Origin of the sequence: Sphaerisporangium dianthi (assembly GCF_042654065.1) — a bacterium.
In the GTDB taxonomy this organism is placed as follows: Bacteria; Actinomycetota; Actinomycetes; order Streptosporangiales; family Streptosporangiaceae; genus Sphaerisporangium; species Sphaerisporangium dianthi.
Window position 1 is genome coordinate 226,826 of sequence record NZ_JBHSFP010000001.1, and the last position, 19,319, is coordinate 246,144.

Annotated in this window: 14 protein-coding genes; 7 read left to right on the forward strand and 7 right to left on the reverse strand. The window is 68.5% G+C overall.

What is annotated here, in order from left to right; genetic code table 11:
- Positions 1-17 precede the first annotated feature (17 nt).
- From ACFO60_RS00950 to ACFO60_RS00960, 3 genes are read left to right on the forward strand one after another with little or no spacing between them, the layout of a single operon-like run.
- A complete protein-coding gene (locus tag ACFO60_RS00950; protein ID WP_380835735.1) occupies positions 18-935 on the forward strand; it encodes an ATP-binding cassette domain-containing protein in 918 nt (305 codons plus the stop codon).
- Positions 932-2,488, forward strand: coding sequence for a DUF1349 domain-containing protein (locus ACFO60_RS00955; protein ID WP_380835737.1), 1,557 nt, complete (start codon positions 932-934; stop codon positions 2,486-2,488). The genes ACFO60_RS00950 and ACFO60_RS00955 overlap by 4 nt, the downstream gene beginning before the upstream one ends.
- On the forward strand, positions 2,485-3,249 hold the full coding sequence (locus tag ACFO60_RS00960; protein WP_380835739.1) for an ABC transporter permease: 765 nt from the start codon (positions 2,485-2,487) through the stop codon (positions 3,247-3,249). Before ACFO60_RS00955 ends, ACFO60_RS00960 begins: the two co-directional genes overlap by 4 nt.
- Before the next feature lie 132 nt (positions 3,250-3,381).
- Here ACFO60_RS00960 and ACFO60_RS00965 read toward each other — a convergent pair whose 3' ends face one another.
- Entirely contained in the window at positions 3,382-3,864 is a 483-nt protein-coding gene (locus ACFO60_RS00965; RefSeq protein ID WP_380835741.1) for a hypothetical protein, read from the reverse strand.
- A gap of 154 nt (positions 3,865-4,018) precedes the next feature.
- On the opposite strand from ACFO60_RS00965, the gene ACFO60_RS00970 reads away from it, so the two are divergent.
- Positions 4,019-4,564 (forward strand): GNAT family N-acetyltransferase, encoded by a 546-nt coding sequence (locus tag ACFO60_RS00970; protein ID WP_380835743.1) that lies wholly within the window; start codon positions 4,019-4,021, stop codon positions 4,562-4,564.
- Positions 4,565-4,573: 9 nt separating this feature from the next.
- Here the strand turns inward: ACFO60_RS00970 and ACFO60_RS00975 are convergent, their stop codons facing one another.
- Positions 4,574-4,714, reverse strand: coding sequence for a hypothetical protein (locus ACFO60_RS00975; RefSeq protein WP_380835745.1), 141 nt, complete (start codon positions 4,712-4,714; stop codon positions 4,574-4,576).
- A gap of 156 nt (positions 4,715-4,870) precedes the next feature.
- Here ACFO60_RS00975 and ACFO60_RS00980 point away from each other — a divergent pair, with 156 nt between their 5' ends.
- The 3 genes from ACFO60_RS00980 to ACFO60_RS00990 all read left to right on the forward strand — a co-directional run bounded on the left by ACFO60_RS00980 (position 4,871) and on the right by ACFO60_RS00990 (position 7,947).
- Complete coding sequence (locus ACFO60_RS00980; protein WP_380835746.1) at positions 4,871-5,452, forward strand: hypothetical protein; 582 nt, start codon at positions 4,871-4,873, stop codon at positions 5,450-5,452.
- A 202-nt stretch (positions 5,453-5,654) separates the two neighbouring features.
- Complete coding sequence (locus ACFO60_RS00985) at positions 5,655-6,746, forward strand: ADP-ribosylglycohydrolase family protein (RefSeq protein ID WP_380835748.1); 1,092 nt, start codon at positions 5,655-5,657, stop codon at positions 6,744-6,746.
- Between the two features lie 265 nt (positions 6,747-7,011).
- The gene (locus ACFO60_RS00990; RefSeq protein WP_380835750.1) at positions 7,012-7,947 is read left to right on the forward strand and encodes an HNH endonuclease; all 936 of its coding nucleotides are present in this window, start codon (positions 7,012-7,014) and stop codon (positions 7,945-7,947) included.
- Between the two features lie 232 nt (positions 7,948-8,179).
- Here the strand turns inward: ACFO60_RS00990 and ACFO60_RS00995 are convergent, their stop codons facing one another.
- From ACFO60_RS00995 to ACFO60_RS01015, 5 genes are all read right to left on the reverse strand, one after another.
- Positions 8,180-10,534: a hypothetical protein gene (locus ACFO60_RS00995; protein WP_380835752.1), complete on the reverse strand. Its 2,355-nt coding sequence runs from the start codon at positions 10,532-10,534 to the stop codon at positions 8,180-8,182.
- 135 nt (positions 10,535-10,669) lie between these two features.
- The gene (locus ACFO60_RS01000) at positions 10,670-11,791 is read right to left on the reverse strand and encodes a hypothetical protein (protein ID WP_380835753.1); all 1,122 of its coding nucleotides are present in this window, start codon (positions 11,789-11,791) and stop codon (positions 10,670-10,672) included.
- Between the two features lie 44 nt (positions 11,792-11,835).
- Positions 11,836-14,784, reverse strand: a complete 2,949-nt coding sequence (locus tag ACFO60_RS01005; protein ID WP_380835755.1) for a DEAD/DEAH box helicase — start codon at positions 14,782-14,784, stop codon at positions 11,836-11,838.
- On the reverse strand, positions 14,781-16,211 hold the full coding sequence (locus tag ACFO60_RS01010) for a protein kinase family protein (protein ID WP_380835757.1): 1,431 nt from the start codon (positions 16,209-16,211) through the stop codon (positions 14,781-14,783). The genes ACFO60_RS01005 and ACFO60_RS01010 overlap by 4 nt, the downstream gene beginning before the upstream one ends.
- Before the next feature lie 47 nt (positions 16,212-16,258).
- Positions 16,259-18,793 carry a GmrSD restriction endonuclease domain-containing protein gene (locus ACFO60_RS01015; protein ID WP_380835759.1) on the reverse strand — a complete coding sequence of 845 codons (2,535 nt, stop codon included), beginning with the start codon at positions 18,791-18,793 and terminating at the stop codon, positions 16,259-16,261.
- Positions 18,794-19,319 lie beyond the last annotated feature (526 nt).

The following is a 19,319-nucleotide window of genomic DNA, read 5'->3' on the forward strand; positions in this document are numbered from 1 at the left end:
TCCGTACAACCGAACCCATGCGAGCAACCATCGAAGTGTCCGGGCTGCGCAAGCGGTTCGGCCAGATCCTGGCGCTGGACGGCATGTCCTTCACCGTCCAGCCCGGGCAGGTCACCGGGTTCGTCGGGCCCAACGGCGCGGGAAAGTCCACCACCATGCGGGTGATCCTCGGCTTGGACGCCGCCGACGAGGGACACGCGCTGGTCGGCGGCCTGCCGTACCCGAGTCTGCGCACCCCCCTGCGCCACATCGGCGCGCTCTTGGACGCCGCCGCGCTGCAACCCGGCCGCAGCGCGCGCGACCATCTGCTGTGGCTGGCCCACTCCCAAGGATTGGGCGTCAGGCGAGTGGACGAGGTGCTCGAACAGGTCGGGCTGGCCTCGGCCGCCCGGCGCAGGGCGGGCGGCTTCTCGCTGGGCATGCGCCAGCGGCTCGGGATCGCCGCGGCGCTGCTCGGCGATCCACCGGTGCTCATGCTGGACGAACCGGTCAACGGGCTCGACCCCGAAGGGGTCGTGTGGATCCGCGGCCTGTTGCGCTCACTGGCCGCCGAAGGGCGCGCCGTCCTGATCTCCAGCCATCTGATGAGCGAGTTGCAAGATACCGCCGACCATCTCGTGGTGGTCGGCCGCGGCCGGGTCATCGCCGACACCGGCGTGGCCGACCTGATCGCCGCCGCCTCCGACGGCCGCGTCACGCTGCACACGACGGCACACGAGCCCGCGATGTCGGCGCTGGCCCACGCCGGCGCCACCGCGACCGTAACCGGGCGCGACACACTCGTCGTCACCGGGCTGCCGGGTGAGCGGATCGTGGCTCTGCTCAACGCCGGCGCGGTGCCGTTCTCCGAGGTGGCCACCCACCGCGCGACGCTGGAGGAGGCGTACCTGGAGCTCACCAGGAACGCCGTCGAATTCCGGGGGGCGACGCGATGACCGCCACCGTGAACCACTTCAGACCGGACCACCTGGCCCGGCTGCTGCGCGCGGAGTGGACCAAGTTCAGGACGGTGCGCGCCTGGGTGATCGCCATGACCGCGGGAGCGCTGGTCATCGTGCTGCTCGGCCTGTCGTACGCCTCAGGCAGCCATACCTCGTGCGGCAACGGTCCCATCGAGGTCGTCTGTCCCGCGGTTCCCGTGGGGCCGGGCGGCGAAGCCGTGGAGGACAAGTTCTACTTCGTGCACCGGACGCTGTCCGGCGACGGCGGCATCACCGCCCGTGCGACGTCCATGACCGGCCAGATCCGCAAGCCCGACGTCACCACCGGCGTACGGAACGTCGTTCCCGGAGTCGTGCCGTGGGCGAAGGCCGGAGTCATGGTCAAACAGAGCACCAAGCAGGGTTCGGCCTACGCGGCGCTGATGGTCACCGGGGCGCACGGGGTGCGGATGCAGCACGATTTCACCCACGATGTGGCCGGTCGTCCGGGCGGCGTGTCGGAGGACTCCCCGCGCTGGCTACGGCTGACCCGCTCCGGCGACACCCTCACCGGGTACGAGTCCACCGACGGCACGAACTGGGCCAAGGTCGGCACCGCCCGCCTGCCGGGGCTGCCGGCCACGGTCGAGATCGGGCTGTTCGCCACCTCCCCCGGCGATCTGACGGTGACGCGAGGAGATCTCGGCGGGTCCGTTTCGGCGGTGCGTTTCACCGAGGCCACCGCCGTCTTCGACCGGGTCGGCCTGGAGGGCGAGACATCCGGCGGCGCCTGGCACGACGACGACATAGGCGTGTCGAAAGAGCCCGACGGATCGTCCCACCACCCGGGCCGCTCCAGCGAATCCGGCGGCACGTTCAGCGTCACCGGAGTAGGCGACATCGCGCCGTCCATCGATGGGCAGACCATCGAGCGCACCCTCACAGGCGTGCTGACCGGGCTGCTCGTGGTGATCGTGGTCGCGGTGATGTTCGTCACCGCCGAATACCGGCGCGGGCTCATCCGCACCACCCTGATCGCCATCCCGCGGCGCGGCCGGATGCTGGTGGCCAAGGCCCTCACGATCGGCACGGTCGCCTTCGTCGCCGGACTCGCCGCCACCGCGATCACGCTGACCTTCGGTACCCAGATCTTGCGCGCCAACGGCGACCACGTCCTTCCGGTGTCCCGGCTCACCGAGGTGCGTGTCGTCGTCGGCACGGCGGCACTGCTCGCCGTCGCCGCCGTGCTCGCCCTCGCCCTCGGCGCCCTGTTCCGGCGCAGCGTCGCGGGAGTCATCGCCGCCATCGTGCTGATCGTGGTCCCGCACGTCCTCGCGACCACCTCCGTCCTGCCCGACAGCGCGGCGCGATGGCTGCTGCGCCTCACCCCGGCCGCCGGTTTCGCGATCCAGCAGAGCATCCCCGAGTACGCCCACGTGCTCGGGCACTACGCGCCCATCGCCGGCTTCTACCCGCTGCCGCCGTGGGCCGGCTTCGCCGTGCTGTCCGGCTACGCCGCGCTCGCCCTCGGCCTGGCCGTCGTCCGGCTACGCCGGAGGGACGCATGACACGGCACCTGTACGCGGAGTGGACGAAACTCCGCACGCTGCCGGGAACCGGCCGGCTCCTGCTCGCACTCGTCATGCTGACCCTCGCCGTGAGCGTCGCGGCGGCCGCTGTCGTGTCCTGCACCTCGCCGGGCTGCGGCCACGACCCCGCCAAGATCAGCCTTTTCGGCATCCAAGCAGGCCAGGCGGTCGTCGCCGTCTTGGCCGTGCTGGCGATCAGCGGCGAGTTCGGCACCGGCATGATCCGCACCACTCTGGCGGCGATGCCGGGACGGATCGGCGTCCTGGCCGCCAAGGCCGTCATCCTCACCGGGCTGACGCTGGCCGCGGGGAGCGTGGCCGTGCTCGCGTCCGCGCTGGCCGGGCGGCGGATCCTGCTCGACAACGGCTTCACCTCCGAGTTGCCGGCCCTCACCAGCGGGCCGATGCTGCGCGCCGCCTTCGGCTCGGTTCTCTACCTCGCGTTGATCGCCCTGTTCAGCCTGGGCATCGCCACCGCCGTACGGGACTCCGCCACCGCCATCGGCGTCGTCCTCGGTCTGCTCTACCTCCTTCCGGCCGTCATCCTGGTGGTCCCCGACGCGGACGTCGCCGAACTGCTGTGGCGGATCTCACCGATGAACGCCGGACTCGCCGTCCAAGCGACCACCCACCTGTCCAGCCTGCCCCTCAGCCCCTGGGCCGGCCTCGGCGTACTGGCCGCATGGGCCACCGCGGCACTCCTGGGCGGTGGGCTGCTGCTGCGGACACGCGACGCATGAGGAAGAAAGGCCCCCATCCGGCCAGGCCGGTGCGGCCGGCTCGTCGATCCCGAACGGGCGGGGCCGGCCGGGAGCCGGCCGGCCGGGATCGGGACCGATGGTCTCCGGGAAGGCCGGAGCAGCGCTTCGACGTCATTCCTCGCCCGTGAACCACGCCATGACGGTGACGGGGCCCTTACCGGACTCGGCCTGGAACGCGTAGACGTCCACCTCGCGATCATCGACCTTTCCCGTGACGGCCGCGGCGTTCTGGCCGGGCTCGGCCTGCTCGCGGGCTTCGGCTTCAGGCAGGCGCGTCCATGCCGGAGGGCCGAACCCGAGCAGGACTCTCTCGATCGACGGGCCGTACAGCTCGACCTCCACCCACGCGCCTCTTTCCGGAGGCTCGCAGCCGTGGCCGCCGTCGATGTCATCGGGCCGCACCGACGGCAGGTACGGCGCGATGACGCCGGCCAGCCTGTCGTTGTCGGCGGCAGCCTGCTCGACGCATGCAGGGTCGGCCCTCATGAGAAGGAAGTCCAGGAATGTCTGCGCCCGCACGAAGACGAAGGCTCCGGTGGCGACCACCACGCAGAAGGCCGCCGCGACGATGGTGTTCACCGTTCGTGTGCGCATCCTGTCGCCCGTCCTCAGAGTCGGCGGCGAATGCCTCACCATAGTCGCCCACGGCAGGCCGTCAGGCGTCAACGAACACGGCGCAGGGGCCGAACATCGGGCCTGTGTCGAACGTGGTTGGTTGTGACTCTGTGGCCTGTGTTTCTATTCCGGAGTGAACATCGAGAGCTCCGAGGTGCCTGATGAGAGGCCGAGCTTCTGCGTCCGGCAGAGGGCTGATGGCGATGTCGAGGAGTGCGTGCGGGTCCTCGCGGAGGTCCATCAGCTTGACGGCTATCCGGTGAACTGGCCTGATCAGCCTGGCGAGTGGCTGTCACTCGGTCGCCTGCTGGGCTCCTGGGTCGCCGAACTCGAAGGCCGCCTGGTTGGGCACGTCAGTTTGTCGCAAGGCGGCGAAGGCGATCTGGCCCCGATGTTGTGGAGCGAGCGGAACGGGGCGACACGGGGTATGACCGCCGTGGTCGGCAGACTGTTCGTTGCCCCGCAGGCGAGGGGACACCGGATCGGTGCACTGCTGATCGGCCAAGCAGTGGAGGAAGCGCGGCGTCGTGGCCTGCATCCGGTGCTCGACGTCGTCGCATCCGATACGGCCGCGGCAGCCCTGTATGAACGGTTGGGCTGGAAGCTGATGGCTACAGTCGAGCAGCAGTGGAGCCCGCACCAGACGGTGGCCGTCCGCTGTTACGCAGCGCCATCGTGACGTGGCCAGTCATAGCCACTCGTTGATGGCCGCTACGAGGACGGTCGCCTCGTAGCGGACCGCGAGCTTGTCGTACCGGGCGGCCACGGCGCGGTGCCTCTTGAGGCGATTGATACCGCACTCGACCGCGTGCCGGGCCTTGTAGGTCAACTCGATCGGTACCGCAGACGGACCCGGATGCCCATATACATCAGGATAAGGAATCATCCGGCGGATTTCAGGCGCATGTCACTAGGAGAAACCGCGCGCGCAGGGCGACGATGTCGCGGTTGACTGGCGGCGGAAGCACATCGGAGAGAGGAACGCATGGGCGAGCACGATGCCTTCTGGATCGACCACGGCCACGATCGCGAGCTCGCGACCGATGGGTCGAGCCACTACGCCGAGCACGTCCGGCGCAACATCGCGGCCTTCGAGGGCTCGTGGGGCGACATCGCGCCGGTCACCTTCGCCTGCGCCGCCTGGCGGCTCGCCATCACGCCCTCGCCACCGTACGTGCGCCGGCATCGGCGCGTCCTGTCCGCCGCCTGCGACCGCAACCCCTGGGACGGCACGCTGACCGCCCACATCCTGCTCGTGTCACCGCTGCCCGCCCAGCTCACCACCTCCCGCGAATGGTGGCGCGACCGCGGCTGGCGCGAGTGGCCGCAGACCTTCGGCCAGTACCTGGAGCCCACCGACCAGGACCTCACCCGCGCGCCCTTCCTGCGGACCACCCTGCTCATCGACGCGCCCGTCCCCCTCCACGCCCTCCCGCCCGCCCCCGACGGCCCGTCCGAGTCCGTCCCCGACACCGCCCGCCTGGCGGTCGCCGCCCTGGCACGAGAGCTCAACGCCCTGATCAGCCCGATCATCCAGAGACTGGAGACCGCCCAGACACCCGGCTGACCGGACGCCTGCCCTCGCACTCAGCGGAAGCGCGACCGTCACGACGGCCCCCCGCCGCGTCCGGCCGCAGACCGTACAGCCTTCGTACGCCGCGCACGAGCTCCTTGAGCTGACGTCGGTCGCGACTTCCTTGAGCTGACACCGGCCGCGACCGCTTCTGCCGGTACGGTCGGGGTCAGCCGGGCGGGAGGAGATCACCATCGTGCGCGGAGCCGAGCACAGTGAGGTGACGTTCGAGAGCAGAGTGCGCGGCTGCCTGCTCGGCGGGGCGATCGGCGACGCGCTCGGCGCGCCCGTCAAGTTCGACTCCATCGCCGACATCCGTCACCACCACGGTCCGGCGGGACTGACGGACCTCGTCGCCGACTGGCAAGGCGAGATCGGGCTGGTCACCGACGACACCCAGATGGCCATGTTCACCGTCGAGGGACTGATCCGCGCCGACGTGCGGTCACGGCAGCGGGGCTTCGCCTCCGAGGTCGAGGTCGTGCGGCACGCGTACCTGCGCTGGCTCGACACCCAGTGGCACACCGCACCGCCACCCGCGGACGAACTGGTGCGTACCGGATGGCTGCGGGAACAGCCCTGGCTGTACTCGCGCCGAGCACCGAGCGACACCTGCCTCTCCGGCCTGCGCCACTCGCCCGGCCCGAAGACCGCCCCGGGCGAGCCCGGTGCGATCAATCCCGGCTCCAAGGGATGCGCCGCCGTCACGCGCTCGGCCCCGTTCGGCCTGTCGGCCCAGGACGCGCGGACGGCTTTCCGCCTCGCCGCCCAATGCGCCCAGCTCACCCACGGCCACCCCACCGGCGGCCTCGCCGCCGGAGCCTTCGCCGCCATCATCTTCTTCCTCGGACAAGCTCACCCCATGGCGCAGGCGGTACGGCACACCCTCGACCTGCTCGCCGAGCACCCGGCACACGACGAGACCACCTCGGCACTCGAAACCGCGATGGCGCGAGCCACCAAGCGAAACCCGTCCCCCGAGACCGTGGAAACGCTGGGAGGCGGCGAGATGGCCGAAGAGGCACTCGCGATCGCCGTCTACAGCGCCCTGGCCTACGAGCACGACGTCGAGCAGGCCCTGCTCCTGGCGGTGAACCACTCCGGCGCCAGCGACTCCACCGGCGCCATCTGCGGCAACCTCCTAGGAACCCGGCACGGCGACACGGCCCTCCCCCAGCGCTGGCTCTCACCCCTGGAAGGCAGGAACACCCTCACCGAACTAGCCGACGACTACACCACCGAATTCACCGGCCGCCCCGTCCCCTTCACCAAATACCCCGGCTGCTAGATGCCGCCCAGCCCGCCCACCGCTGGATCTTCAGGCGATGGGCGTTCACCGTTCGTGTGCGCGTCCTGCCGCCCGTCCTCAGAACTGGAACGAATGCTTCACCATAGTCGTCCGCAGCCGGGCGGTCGGCGTCAACGGAACACGTCTCGGGCGTCCCATAGACGCGCATGTGGTCCCGCGAAAGCCTGCTTCAGCACGGCCGGCGGATAGGTCTTTCGGAAGCGATCGAGTGGCAGGGACGATCATCGCGGTGGACAATGCCCGCATGAAGGCATACGTCGGGGTGACCGATGGTGAGTGGTACCGCTTCCTTGCCGCTCGCCCGGCGTTGGCCGAAGTGAATTTCTGGCGACCCTCCGGAGCGCGCGAGTTCCGGGTTCTCAGCCCTGGCGAGCCCTTCTTCTTCAAGAGTCACCACCCGCACAACCGCGTCATCGGAGGCGGGTTCTACAGCGGCTTCGCCCAGCTTCGCGTGTCCGAGGCATGGGAGTTCTTCGGGCAGGCCAACGGCGCGGCCGATGTGGACGAGATGCGCCGACGAATAGGCAAATACCGTAGCCGGCCGATCGCCCCAGGCGAGGACCCGGTGATCGGCTGCGTTTTCGTCCGCGACACACGCTTCTTCCCGCTCGACGATGCCGCCGGACCTCCACCGGACTTCGCCCCGAACATCGTGCAGGGCAAGGGGTACGACCTCGCGGTTCACCCCCGCGCCGACTATTTCCACGATCTCCTCTTACGCCTGCTGGGAGCCCCCGTGGAGATCGACCTCTCCCAGCCATGGCACCGGGACGGCCCGGTATACGGCGATCCCCGCCTGGCCCCTCGCCGCCTCGGCCAGCGGTCGTTCCAGGCCGTGGTCCTCGGCGCCTACAACCGGCGCTGCGCCGTCACCGGCGAGAAGATCCGCCCCGTCCTCCAGGCCGCCCACATCCGTCCGCTGTCGGCCGGCGGCCAGCACCGCCTCGACAATGGGCTGCTGCTCCGCTCGGACGTCCACACGCTGTTCGACCGGGGGTACCTGGCGGTGGACCCCGACTACCGGCTCCAGGTCAGCCCTCGCCTCCGAGAGGAGTTCGGCAACGGCGAAGAGTTCTACAAGCGAGCGGGCCAATCCATCACCGTACCCGAGCATCGCCGCGACCGGCCTGGCCGCGAAGGCCTCGAGTGGCACCTCAGCGAGGTGTTCCTGTCATCCTGAGCCCACGGTGTACGCATGTTCAGACCCCTTGACGGGCGTCATGGAAGAGCAGCAACAAACACGCTTCTACGCCAGGGCGTCCGGATGGTCGGGGCGATCCCGGAGGCGGCTCGTCCGTGCGCAGGCACGAAGGTCGGCGATCTATGGGAGCGCCACCTCCAGCCAGTCCGCCGGCATCCCGATCCGCTTGGCGAAGTCGTCCTGCGTGCGCACCTCGCTACGGCGAGGACCGTCAAGGATGGAATTTTCGCTCCTCGAGACCCCAGGCTCTTCTGAATGCGGTCACGGCGGTCCAGGCGATCCGCGAGTCCACCATGAACGCGTGCCGCGCGTTCGCCAGCGCGTCAAAGCTTCCCGGCCATTCCCGTCGGTCCGCGCACGCACGCGTGCGGTCGCCATCAAGTGAATCGCCGAACACCTGGTACAGCGTCGCACAGAAGTAGGCATAGGCGGCGAAGTCGAAACGGAACCGGGCCACGTCCAAGGGTTCACCGGGTTCGCCCTCCACCACGGTGTCGACGATCTCCATTGGCGGTCTGCCCGCGCCACCTCCATGGCCGATGTCGTAAAGAACCTGTTCGAGGTGCCTAGCCTCGCTCGAGCGGGCGACGCTCAACGCATGCCCGATGGCCCGGGCCTTACGGGCCAATTCGTCACGCACCAGCGCGGGGCAGAGGTCACCGAGCGAGGGTTGGACGGGCTCGGTCCCCTGCGTGGCGACGTCTTCCATCACCAACACGTACTGATTCGCGTCCATTGTTTCCATGGGCTGCTCATCGATACGCCGCACCATCATGGAGTTACCGATGCGCACCAACTGACGCGCCGACCGGATCAGGTCACGGGCCAACCCACCCGACATCACATGGCACAGAGCGATGTACGGCTCGCTCAACCCGATGACTCGGCGGTACAGGAGCCTGCGGCTTTCCGCATAGTCGAGTAGGCCAACGCGCACGATCTCGTCGAAGGAGCTGTCGAAGGCGTCTCTCACCGGGATCCCTCGTCGTTCGAAGGCCATGAGAGCGTCGTCGGACACCGAGATCATGAAGTAGACGTGTGGCACGCCGAAGATGCCCTTGATCTCGTTGAGAAACCGTTCGGCCTGATCGGCAGATCCGATCTTGTCGAGCTCGTCGACCCCGACGAACACGTTCTGCCCCTGCGAGTGTGCGAACGTGGCGACACGGTGGGCGAAGGACCGGAACTGTTCCACTACCTCGGGATAACTGAGAGGTTGTTCCGCCTGGGTGAGACTCCCGGACACCTGACCCTCGACGCCTGTGAGGAGCTTTATGCCGCTTGCCCATCCCAGACTGCGCGACTGCAGGAATCGCACCCTGAGCAGGTTCCGCCGTGCGGCGGTCACGATGCCGGCCCGGCCACGGTCGGACGCCCGCCGCGACCGTGAGATGACACCGCTCAACCAGTTCGCATATCGCAGCAGTCCGAACAGGCCGATCGCCGACGCCAGCGCGACGATCCATCGTTCCTGCACACCCATATACGCCGCGACCGGCTCTCTCAGCCAGAGCAAGACGACGACGATGAGACCGTAACGGATGACCATCTGGACCAGTTCGGCCAGGATCCGCCAGAGACGGCGCGCGCATCGCCGGAACACGGCTTCGTCCGCGTCATGGCGGGCGGTGAAATAGGCGATGACGCTGCGGCAGAACGTGGCGAACAGGTGGAGCACGAAATCACGCGCCGCGTAGTCGACGGGGGCGGAAACCATGCATCGCAGGCCTTCCCCCTTCCAGCCGGGAACAGGACCACCGAGATCAGCCACCGGTGACGTCGGGGCGCAATATTGCCGGACGATCGTCGACTTGCCCGACCCTCGAGGACCGGCGATGCCGAGGCTGATCCCCGACACTCCCCTGATCAACGTTTCGACCTCTTCGACGGTGCGGGTGCTCACGTTGTACGTGCTGTCGTGAACCTCGCTCAGGCCGGGGCTACTGATGACCGAGAAGGCATGGTCGAACCGGCCGCCCCGTATGGTGTTGATGAGGATCCTCACCTGCGCGAGGAGTTCAACCCGGGTCACCTCACCAATCAGACGGTCACGCCCGAGAACCAGCGCCGAGCTCATGCCCGGGATCATCTCTCCCAGCAGGACCCTTTTCCCGAAGGACCCGATGCGCAGGCGAAACAGCCATCGCGTCATGATGGCCGCGGTCACAGCCGTCCCTCCCGCCCAGAACCCGATCCACGACCAGTCCCACCACCGCGCCACGGCGCCACAGAGGATCATCAGCGCCCCAGCGCAAGCGATCCCGCGCCTCACCCACGTCAGCCTCATCCCGTCCAGTTCGTCAGCCAGATCCTGACCTGCGCCCTTCCCGTCACCCGCATTCGCATACTTCGAGAACTCGGCCACGTAGGCTGCGTATTCAAGTGGCGCGAGGCTCAGAACCCGATGGGCATCGACCAGCAGCGGCGACCGAACAGCGCTCCCGGGTATACCGAAGTCCTCCAGCGCTCCCTTGATCTCCGGCCGCGACGGCACACGATCCAGCGCGGTCATGTACATGTCGAAAAGCGCGGGATCTTTGTACAGGGGATTTTCATCGACCCGCATGAATCCTCACAGAATCCCGTTCGCGTATCACCAGCATCCAGTCTCCATGGAAGTACCGTGACGAGACAGGCGCCGAGTCGCGCGGCGCACGGTGAGCTCTGACCGGTGTCGTGGTAGAGCGGTGACAGAGACCTTCTATGCCAGGGCGTCCAGATGGTCGAGGTGATCCCGCAGGTGGTTCGTCCGGGCATAGGCACGAAGGTCACTGATCGAGGGGGCCGCCACCTCCAGCCGGTCCGCCAGCATCCCGACCCGCTCGGCGAGGTCGTCCTGCGTGCGCACCTCGCTCAGGCGAGCCATTCCGAGGGCCCGTTCGGCGACGGCCCGGCCGCGCACATCGGCGTCGTCGCACCAGAGCTGCAGGAAGTGGTATTTGCGCAGCTGGAAGGAGCCGACGCTGCTGAGCGAGAGCTTTGGGGCACCGCTGAACGCCGCTGGTAGCAAGGTCACCCGCCAAACGCCGTTCCGCAGTTGCAGGAGCCGTCCCGGGCCGAGCTTGCTGTCGGCGAGCCATTCGGTCCACAGCTCGCGGGCGTTCTGCCGGGTCTCCGCGTCGATCTTGGCGTGGATGGATGGGACATCCCCGCAGATCTCTTCGAGGAAGATGTCCCGCTCATCGCCGACCGCCGTATAAGCGAGCAGCGAGCGCTTTTCCGTCTCGATGAGGTAGGCGGGCAGGTACGCGTCCTGGGCGGCGACGGTCGTGATGTCCCTGAGACGGTTCGGCAGGTTGTACTCGGTGCGGTCGGGGCGGGCGGCCAGCGTGTCGACGATCTGCGGCTGGAACGCCGTGGCCGCGAACAGGGAAAGGAACCGGGACCGGTCGGCGAGCATGTGGTCGGGTATCCGTGGTTCCGGCAGCACATGCAGCGAACCGTGGTGGTAGCGCCGGGGCAGGGGCCGGCCGGTGAAGCGTTCGATGAGCACCTTCTGCCTGCTCTCCTTCGGCGTCAACCGAACACCTGCTCTTAAGGACTGAAAGCCGAGTTCGGTGAGCCGCACGTGACCATCGTCGACCGTGAGATGGCCGATCACGCCGAGAAAGGCCAGGCAACGATCCACCAGTGCGGGCTGCAGGCCGAAGAAGCGGGCCAGCTCGTCTGGACTGTCCACGCCTCCCTCGACGACGGCACGCACGAGGAAACGGTCGATGACCTCGTACGCCTGCTCCTCGTAGATGTTGGCGCTGATCTCCACCTGCCAGAGCGGCCACAGGACGGGGAACAGGCGCAACGGACGGACACCTGGCACCGTCACGGCATGCTCCACCGCACGCCGGGCCGGATAGATGGCGCGCGAGGTCACAGGAACTCACCCTCCGGCCCGTCGAGGTGGGCGAGCACTTCGACGGACGACCGCCGGTCACCGACGCGTCCGAGATGGTCGAGCATCCGCCGCACAAGGTGGCGGAACCCTTCGTCTCGTGCGGCGCTCAGCGTGGTCGTGTCTCCGACGAGGACCAGTTGCCGCTTGGCCCGGGAGACGGCGACGTTGAGCCGCCGCAGTTCCTTGAGGAATCCCACAGCACCTTGGGGGTTGCTGCGCGTGAAGCCATAGATGATGAGGTCGCGCTCTCCTCCCTGGAAGGAGTCGACGGTGCCGACGTTGTCGGCCACCTGCCTGCCGTCCCCGAGCGTGCCCCTGAGGCCGGCCCTGATGCGCTCGGCCTGCGCCCGATAGGGGACGATCACCGCCCAGTCCTTGTGGTGGCGCGCGTCCCGCGTCACCAGCCGGACGATGAGATCGGCCTCCAGGGCGTTCACCCACCCGCGCCCGCTGCCGTCCTCACCCCGGCCGGCGGGGCGCTCCCGCCGCTCGCCGGCAGGACGATCGGCCGTGTCGACCATCGCGAACGGACTGGTGAAGAGCGGACCGCCACCGCCACCGGCGTGTTCGGTGCGCAGCACGCCGTCGTAGAAGGCGGCCGACACGAACTCGCCGACCTGCCTCGGCATGCGGCGTTGCACGGCGAGCATCACCTGGTGGTCGGGAGGAACCGTGCCGTACAGGCGCTCGAAGGCGCTGCGCCCGAGCAGCTCACCGATCTCCTGGGCCGCCGCCGGCGGTAGCAGGCCATCGCGCGCCAGGTTCTCCCCCCACTCGCGCACCTCGTCGTCCAGGTACGGCGGCAACTGCATGTGGTCCCCCACCAGGATGCAACGCCTGGCCCTGACCAGGGGGACGAGCAGGTTGGGCGTGGAGATCTGCCCTGCCTCGTCCACGATCGCGAGGTCGAACTCCAGGTCGGCGAGCAGTTTGGAGGTCGCCGTGCCGATGCAGGTGGCCGCGACCACGTCGGCGTACCGGACGAACTCGCGTTGCAGGTCGAGTTCAGCGTCGCCGATGCCGGCCCGCCATTCGGCCAGCAGGCTCGCACGCCTGCGCGACATCATCACGCTCGTACCGAGCTGGCCGCGTAGCCGGTCCCAGGTGGGCAGATCGTCCGGTAAGTCCAAGGGCGGCACCGGCATGACCCCCGAGACCATCGCCCACAGCATCTCCGCGGCTCTGTTCGCCTCGGCCACCGCCTCCTGCCGACGGCGGTCGGCCGCGTCTCTGACCCTGATCAGGCCGTTCGCCTCCGGGTCGGCGGCGACCAGCCGGTCGACCTCGGCTCGCCCGGCGTCGTGGGCTCCCGCCGCGTCCGCGAGCTCCGCGCGGGCGGGAACGAGCCGCCGCCGGACCTCGCGCAGTTTGCTGAGCCGACGGTCGGCGAGCCAGCGGTAGGAGAAGGCGAGCGGCCCCGCGGTCGCGCGCTCGTGGGCCTGCGCGTGCCGCCGCTCCCAGTGGCCTTCCCGATCGTGCAGCCGGTCGGCGGCGGCCCAGGCCGTCTTGAGTCTGGCCTCGGTGGCGGCGAGCCGGTCGGCGATCGGCGCCCGCACTCGGCGAACGACATGGTCGAGGGCGGTCGCATGCCCCGCCATCTCGTGGTCCGCCGCGCGGGCGGCGTCGAGGGAGTCCGTCAGATGGGTCATCCAGCGTTCGGCCGCCTCCGCGTCACCGGCGAATACCACGAGGCGGGAGGCCAGGGCTTCGGTGGCGGCCAGAACCTCCTCTCGCGCCCGCATGACGTGGTTCTCCACCATCAGGTCGCGCGCCCGGCCGGTCATGGCGTCCTCGTTGCCGACCCGCACCGTCTGGACGTCCTCGGGCAGCTGTTCCAGCACGTTGTCGACGGCACGGTTGGTGTGCGAAGTGACCAGGACGCGCTCACCGCGTGCGGTGCAGGCGGCCGCGATCTCGGTGATCGTCCTGGTCTTCCCCGTCCCCGGTGGTCCGAGGATCAGCAGGAGGTCGGGCACGGCGAGTGCTCGCTGGAAGGCCAGCAGCTGGCTGTCGGGGTCGAGCGTGCCGCGGGGCCTGGCCATCGGATCGACTCGGAACGGGGCGAGCCGCCGGTCCACGAGCCAGCGAAGCAGCTCAACGTTGGTCACCTCGCCGCGCCGCAGGGCGGCGACGGCGTCGGCCTGGGCGCGGAACACCAGATCGCTGGGCATGACGGTGAGCGCGCCCTGAGCCGGAATGCGACCGTAGTCGACCGCAGAGTCGAAGCGGACGACGATCACCTCCGCGTCTTTCACCCGGATGACCTTGCCCCGCAGCTCGGGCTGATCGGCGAGGTGGACCACCGCGCCGACCGCTGGCGCCGTGGGACGCGCCAGGTGGAACTCGTAGACGCCGCTCACCGAACGCCGCTCCTCGCGGGTGCTCTCCCTCCGCCGGTAATGGATCGGCGGCTCGGCGCGCTGGCGAGCGACCTCTATGTCGCGTCCGGCGTCGATGACCTGCTCCATCAGGTCCAGGTACTCGGTGTGCTCCGGGGGGAGCCGAGGAGGCGGCGGCCGGAGGCTCCCGACGTCGGCCCACGCCTGCCGCAGCAGCGCCATATGCGACGACATGACGCCGCGTGGCACGTCACCGACGTGATGGTATTCATGCCAGCCTGCGCCGCAGCCCAGCAGCAACGCACCACGCAGCAGACGTTCCTCGTCACGGAACCCGCGCGGGGCCGCCCATCCAAGCCGGTAGGCGTCCCCCAGCGGTGTGACGTACAGCCCTGCGACGTGCGTGTCGGTGTAGACGGCGAGGTACTTCTCCTCGATGCGCGCCGGCAGCGCGCCGGCCCGGGCCAGTCTGTTGATGTTCTCTACAAGGTGGGCGGGACGCAGCTGCGGCGCGAGCTGGTCGCGCACCTTCTGGGAGGGGATCACCGCCACCGGGCCGGGCAGGGACACCCGCACTGTCGTCACGCTTCGCCTCCTCGCGAGATTTCCCGTCGGGCACGCGACAGCGCGGCGCCGAGGACGCCGATCCTTCGCGGGCGGCGACCGGGATCGGCATCGAGCGCTTGCGCCAGCAGCTCGTCGAGTTCGACGGGAAACTGCCGGACGGTTGCCCGTACGGGCGGGGACCCACCCGGCATCGGCGGGTGTCCGGTGACCGTGTGGTAGACGAGCACGGCGAGCTGGTACACGTCGGTGTGCGCCCCCGGGGCCGGCACATGCGGGCCGACGCGCACCTGCTCGGGGGCGCGATATCCGTCGGCCCCGTCTCCGGGACGCGGCGGCCATGCCGCCAGGCCGATGTCCGCGAGCACCGGCTCGTGGGCACGGCCGGTCAGGACGATCGCATCAGGGCTGAGCGAGCGATGGGCCTGGCCGCGCCGGTGAAGTTCGGCCAGCGGTTCACACAGGCGAGCGGCCGCGTCCAGGACCGCCGCGACCGTGAGCCGGTCGAGCGGGATGGAGCTCGGCCCGAACGCCTCACGCCACGTGGGGCCGCTACGTAGCTCCGACGCCGTCGTGGTGGCCGCGCCGCTCTCGTGGACGGCGATCAACCGGGGAAGACGATGTGCGCCCGACACCGCCTTGAGCAGCTCGGTCTGGGCGCGCAAGGCCTGCCGCGCGGCGACGGCCCCGGACGTGTCACGAAGAATGGCGACCTGACGCAGCCGTACCCGCGCGGCCGTGGGCTCGATCCGGTCCGCGGTGGCCTCACGCCACACCCACGCCCGGTCCTGGCTCGGCCTCAGGACGGGCTCGTCATGCAGGAGATAGCAGCCGCCACCGAAACGCACCTCCTCACCGCCCCGCCAGTCGACGTCCACCTCGGTGGCGACGGGATTCGCGAACGCGACCGGAGGCGTGTCCTCCACCTGCACGTGGCGGTACGGGTCGTAGTAGGCGCGCCTGACCGTCGCGCACCGAGGTAGGTCCAAGCGGCGGCGCAGCCCGCTCTCGTCCCACAGCTCGATCTCGACCTGATGCTCCGCCTGCCGGCGCGACCGCCAGCCGTGCCACCACTTCAAAGCCGGCGCGTCCATCTCACACGGAATGCACAGCACCCACCGCGTCACGGTGTGGCCTTCGCGCCTCGCGTAACGCATCGCCGAGTCGAAGGACTCCCGCACCTGCTTCTTCTGGGACTCGCCGAACTCCTTGATGAAGTACTTGGACTGCCAGATCTCGACGCTGCCGTTCAGGTCCCCGACGAGCACGTCGATGCCCCAGTCGCCGGGATTGGCACGCACCAGTGCGGCCTCCTGCCCGGTGACCGCCGAGACGAGGGACACGAGCATCTGCTCGAAATCCTCCCGCGCCCCCGCCTCTCCCCTGCGCTGATGGTGCGCCAGGAAGTCGATGGGATGCTCGCCCACCCCGAATCCGGTGCCCGACACTGTCACACTCCCGCCCTCAGACCACGTGCCCGCGCTACCCGCCGCTGCTAATCCGGGTCCGTCGCGCCCTTTGCCCGGCTCACGAACCAGTCGAGTGAGGCGACCATCACGTCCCAGACGGCGTCGTTCGCCATCAGGTCGATGTCGAAGGAGGGATACAGCTCCAGCTTTGCCGCAGGCAGGTCGACGCCAGGTGCCTCGTTCAGTCTCCGGCGCAGCTCGTCCCGCAGGAGGGGATCGTTGAACGGGACCCGCTTCTTGTGTGTGGCGAACGGCACCTCCACCGTCTTGGCATAGAAGCGGACGATGGGCAGGATTTCACTGCCTATCCTGATGAAGGGCGCGCACGAGGCCCCTGCCGACCGGCCGAACTGCACCTCGCCGCCGCTGCCGCGCCACCACTCCAACAGGCGGGATACCCCACCGGACGCCTGCGGCCCCTTCGCGTCACCGAGCTGCTTGAAGAAGCGCTGCTCGTGTTCGCCGGCATGGGCGTAATCGTCGTCGGCCGCGAGCGCCGCCTCACTCAGGTCCACCGCCCCCGGAAGTTCCAGCAGCTCGGCGAGTTCCCGGGCGGAGATGCGCTGGGCGGAGTCCGCGCGGTCGGCGTCGTCGAGCGCGATGCCCTCGGCGCGGAGCACCTCGCGAACATCCCGGTCATCGTTCTCGTCGGCCCAGCGGAACCCCTTGGACACCTGCCCGGCCGCGGTGAGCACCCGGTGGGCGTTGAGCACTTCCGACGTGGACAGATGCACGCCGACGGGGACGGCATGCGAGCCGATCAGCTCCGCCAGGTCTCCGTACGTCGTCCACGTCCCCGCCGGCAGTGCCGCGAGCGCGGAGTGCAGCAACGTCCAATCGCGCGAAGGGCCGACCGGGCCGAGGTCCAGCGGACTCGGCCAGATCTCGATGGCCCGCGCGGCCAACTCGTCGGCGCGGGACTGGATCTCCGTCTTGCCCCACCGCTCGTGCTTGGCGATGCGCTGATTCATGACGAGGCCGCTGTGCCCGAGGTGGTCCCGCTTCTTGGCGAACGGCATGTTGCTCAGCTCGGAGTTGTAGCCGCTGAGTGTGAGGTTGCCGAGAGTGTGGACGAGCTCCTTGTGGATCCGGTCGGCGTCCCCGTCGGCTGCGAGCTGGTCTCGCCACTCGGCGGTCGGGCTCTGCGGCAGCACATGCTCGATGGTGATCTTCTTGTCGGAGAGCTCGACCGGTTCCTTTCCGCCGTAGGACTCCTCCAGTCTGCTGAGCACGAGCTTCTGCTGCGCGGTGCGCCCCTGCCAGTAGAACGCCCGGCTGCGGATGTCGGAACGGAACTGCTCGTCCGACGACCAGTACAGGCGAGCCGGCGACAGGCCGGTACGCACGACCTCGTGCACCCGCTCCTCGCCGGTCAGCTCCGGGGTCAGCCGCATGAAGATCTTGTTGAGATTTCCGGTGGTGACTCCCCCGATCAGACGGCGCACCAGGAAGCTTTCGATGTAGCGCTGTGCCTCGACCACCTCCCCCTCGGTGGCCTCGCCGCTCTCGTGGAGTTCCAGCAGCCGCATGATGACGGGGTAGGCGGTGTTGCCCTTCCACTCGTTCAGGAACCGCAGGCGCGCGTCGATCTCCGACCCGCCGTTCTCAACGGTCGGCGCCAGAATGCGCTGGAGATAGCGGGCACGCCGCGCGAGATCCTTGACGTATGCCTCGACCCGCTCCTCGACGTGCTGCTTGTCCATGGTCACCGAACGGAGCAGGTCCTGATGACCGCGATAAGTGTCGTTGTACTGCGCCTCGTCGCCACGGTCGAGGATCAGCGCCAGGTACATCAACTGGTCCATGCCCTTGGGGCCCAGTTTCTCCTGCATGGGCAACCAGTAGGTGTCGTAGACGAACTGGCCCTTGGTCGGCAGGTGCATGAAGACGTAGTTCCGGATGAGGTCGACCTGGCTGAGCCGCATACCCGTGTTGTTGATGGACTCGAAGATCCGGAAGGCGTTGTCGTCACCCTCCACGACGATCTGCACGAGGTTCAGCCGGTTGAGCACGACGCTCTCGATGCGCGCGATGTCGTGCGGGTCGGCGGGGTCGTCGACCTCGACGAGCTTGGTACGGAAGAACTGGTAGGCGGACGCGATGAGGCTCCCGGTGGCGCCGAACGGCTGACCTTCGACGCAGTCTTTGTACGCCTGCCGATCGACCTGGGTGGGCAGCAGCCGGTAGCGAGCCTCACCGGGCTGGAACTTGTTGATCAGATGAGTCTCGTTAATCCGCTCTCGATGCACTGGATCTTCGGCGGCCTGGTGATCACGCAGGGCGCACAGGGCGACCATCAAGGTCGTCAGCCTCTGCTGGCCGTCGACCACCAGCCACTCCGGATTTCCCGGTGAGTTGTTGGGGCCGGGGGCCAGGACCACCGAGCCGAGGAAGTGACTGTTGTCCTTACCTTGCTCGACGCGGTCGGCCTGGAGTTCGATGTCCCGCCACAAGGTTGACAACTGCCCGCGCTCCCATGAGTACGGCCGCTGGTACAACGGCACCCGCAGTTGCTGCTGCCCAGCGATGATCCCTTGCAGCGTCGTCTCGTTGGCCTTCACACCCATCCCCTTCGCAATGCCGCCGCCAAGCAGAGCCAACGATCCTTGCACAAAAAAGGCCAGCGAGTAAACGGCTAGCCCAGAACTCAAACGGACCGCCCATCCGTATCTCACCCACACTCGGGAAGATTAGAATGCATCATTAAATACCCATAGTTCGCATAACAGTTATATTTGCCGACACCACCAGCGTTGGCCACATCGCACGTTGACATCGATCGCGATCGCGACCCACGCCATGATCACGCCGCGGCCATCGTGCGCACCCTTCCGTCAGAGACGCGGTGCAGCGGTACCTGCGGCCGCCACGGCGAGATGGTCGCCACGTACCGGGCGGCCCCGCTCGTCAACGGCGGCGTTCCTCGGCAAGCTTGCGATGCCTGCCACGCGTGAATCCGATATGCGAAGGAGCCGCCCCCGGGGTCTCCTGCGGCGATCCTGTGGCAAGGTGATCTGCGAGGTAGACAATGCCCAGCATGAAGGCATACGTCGGGTGACCGATGGTGACGCCGGTATCGCTTCCTCG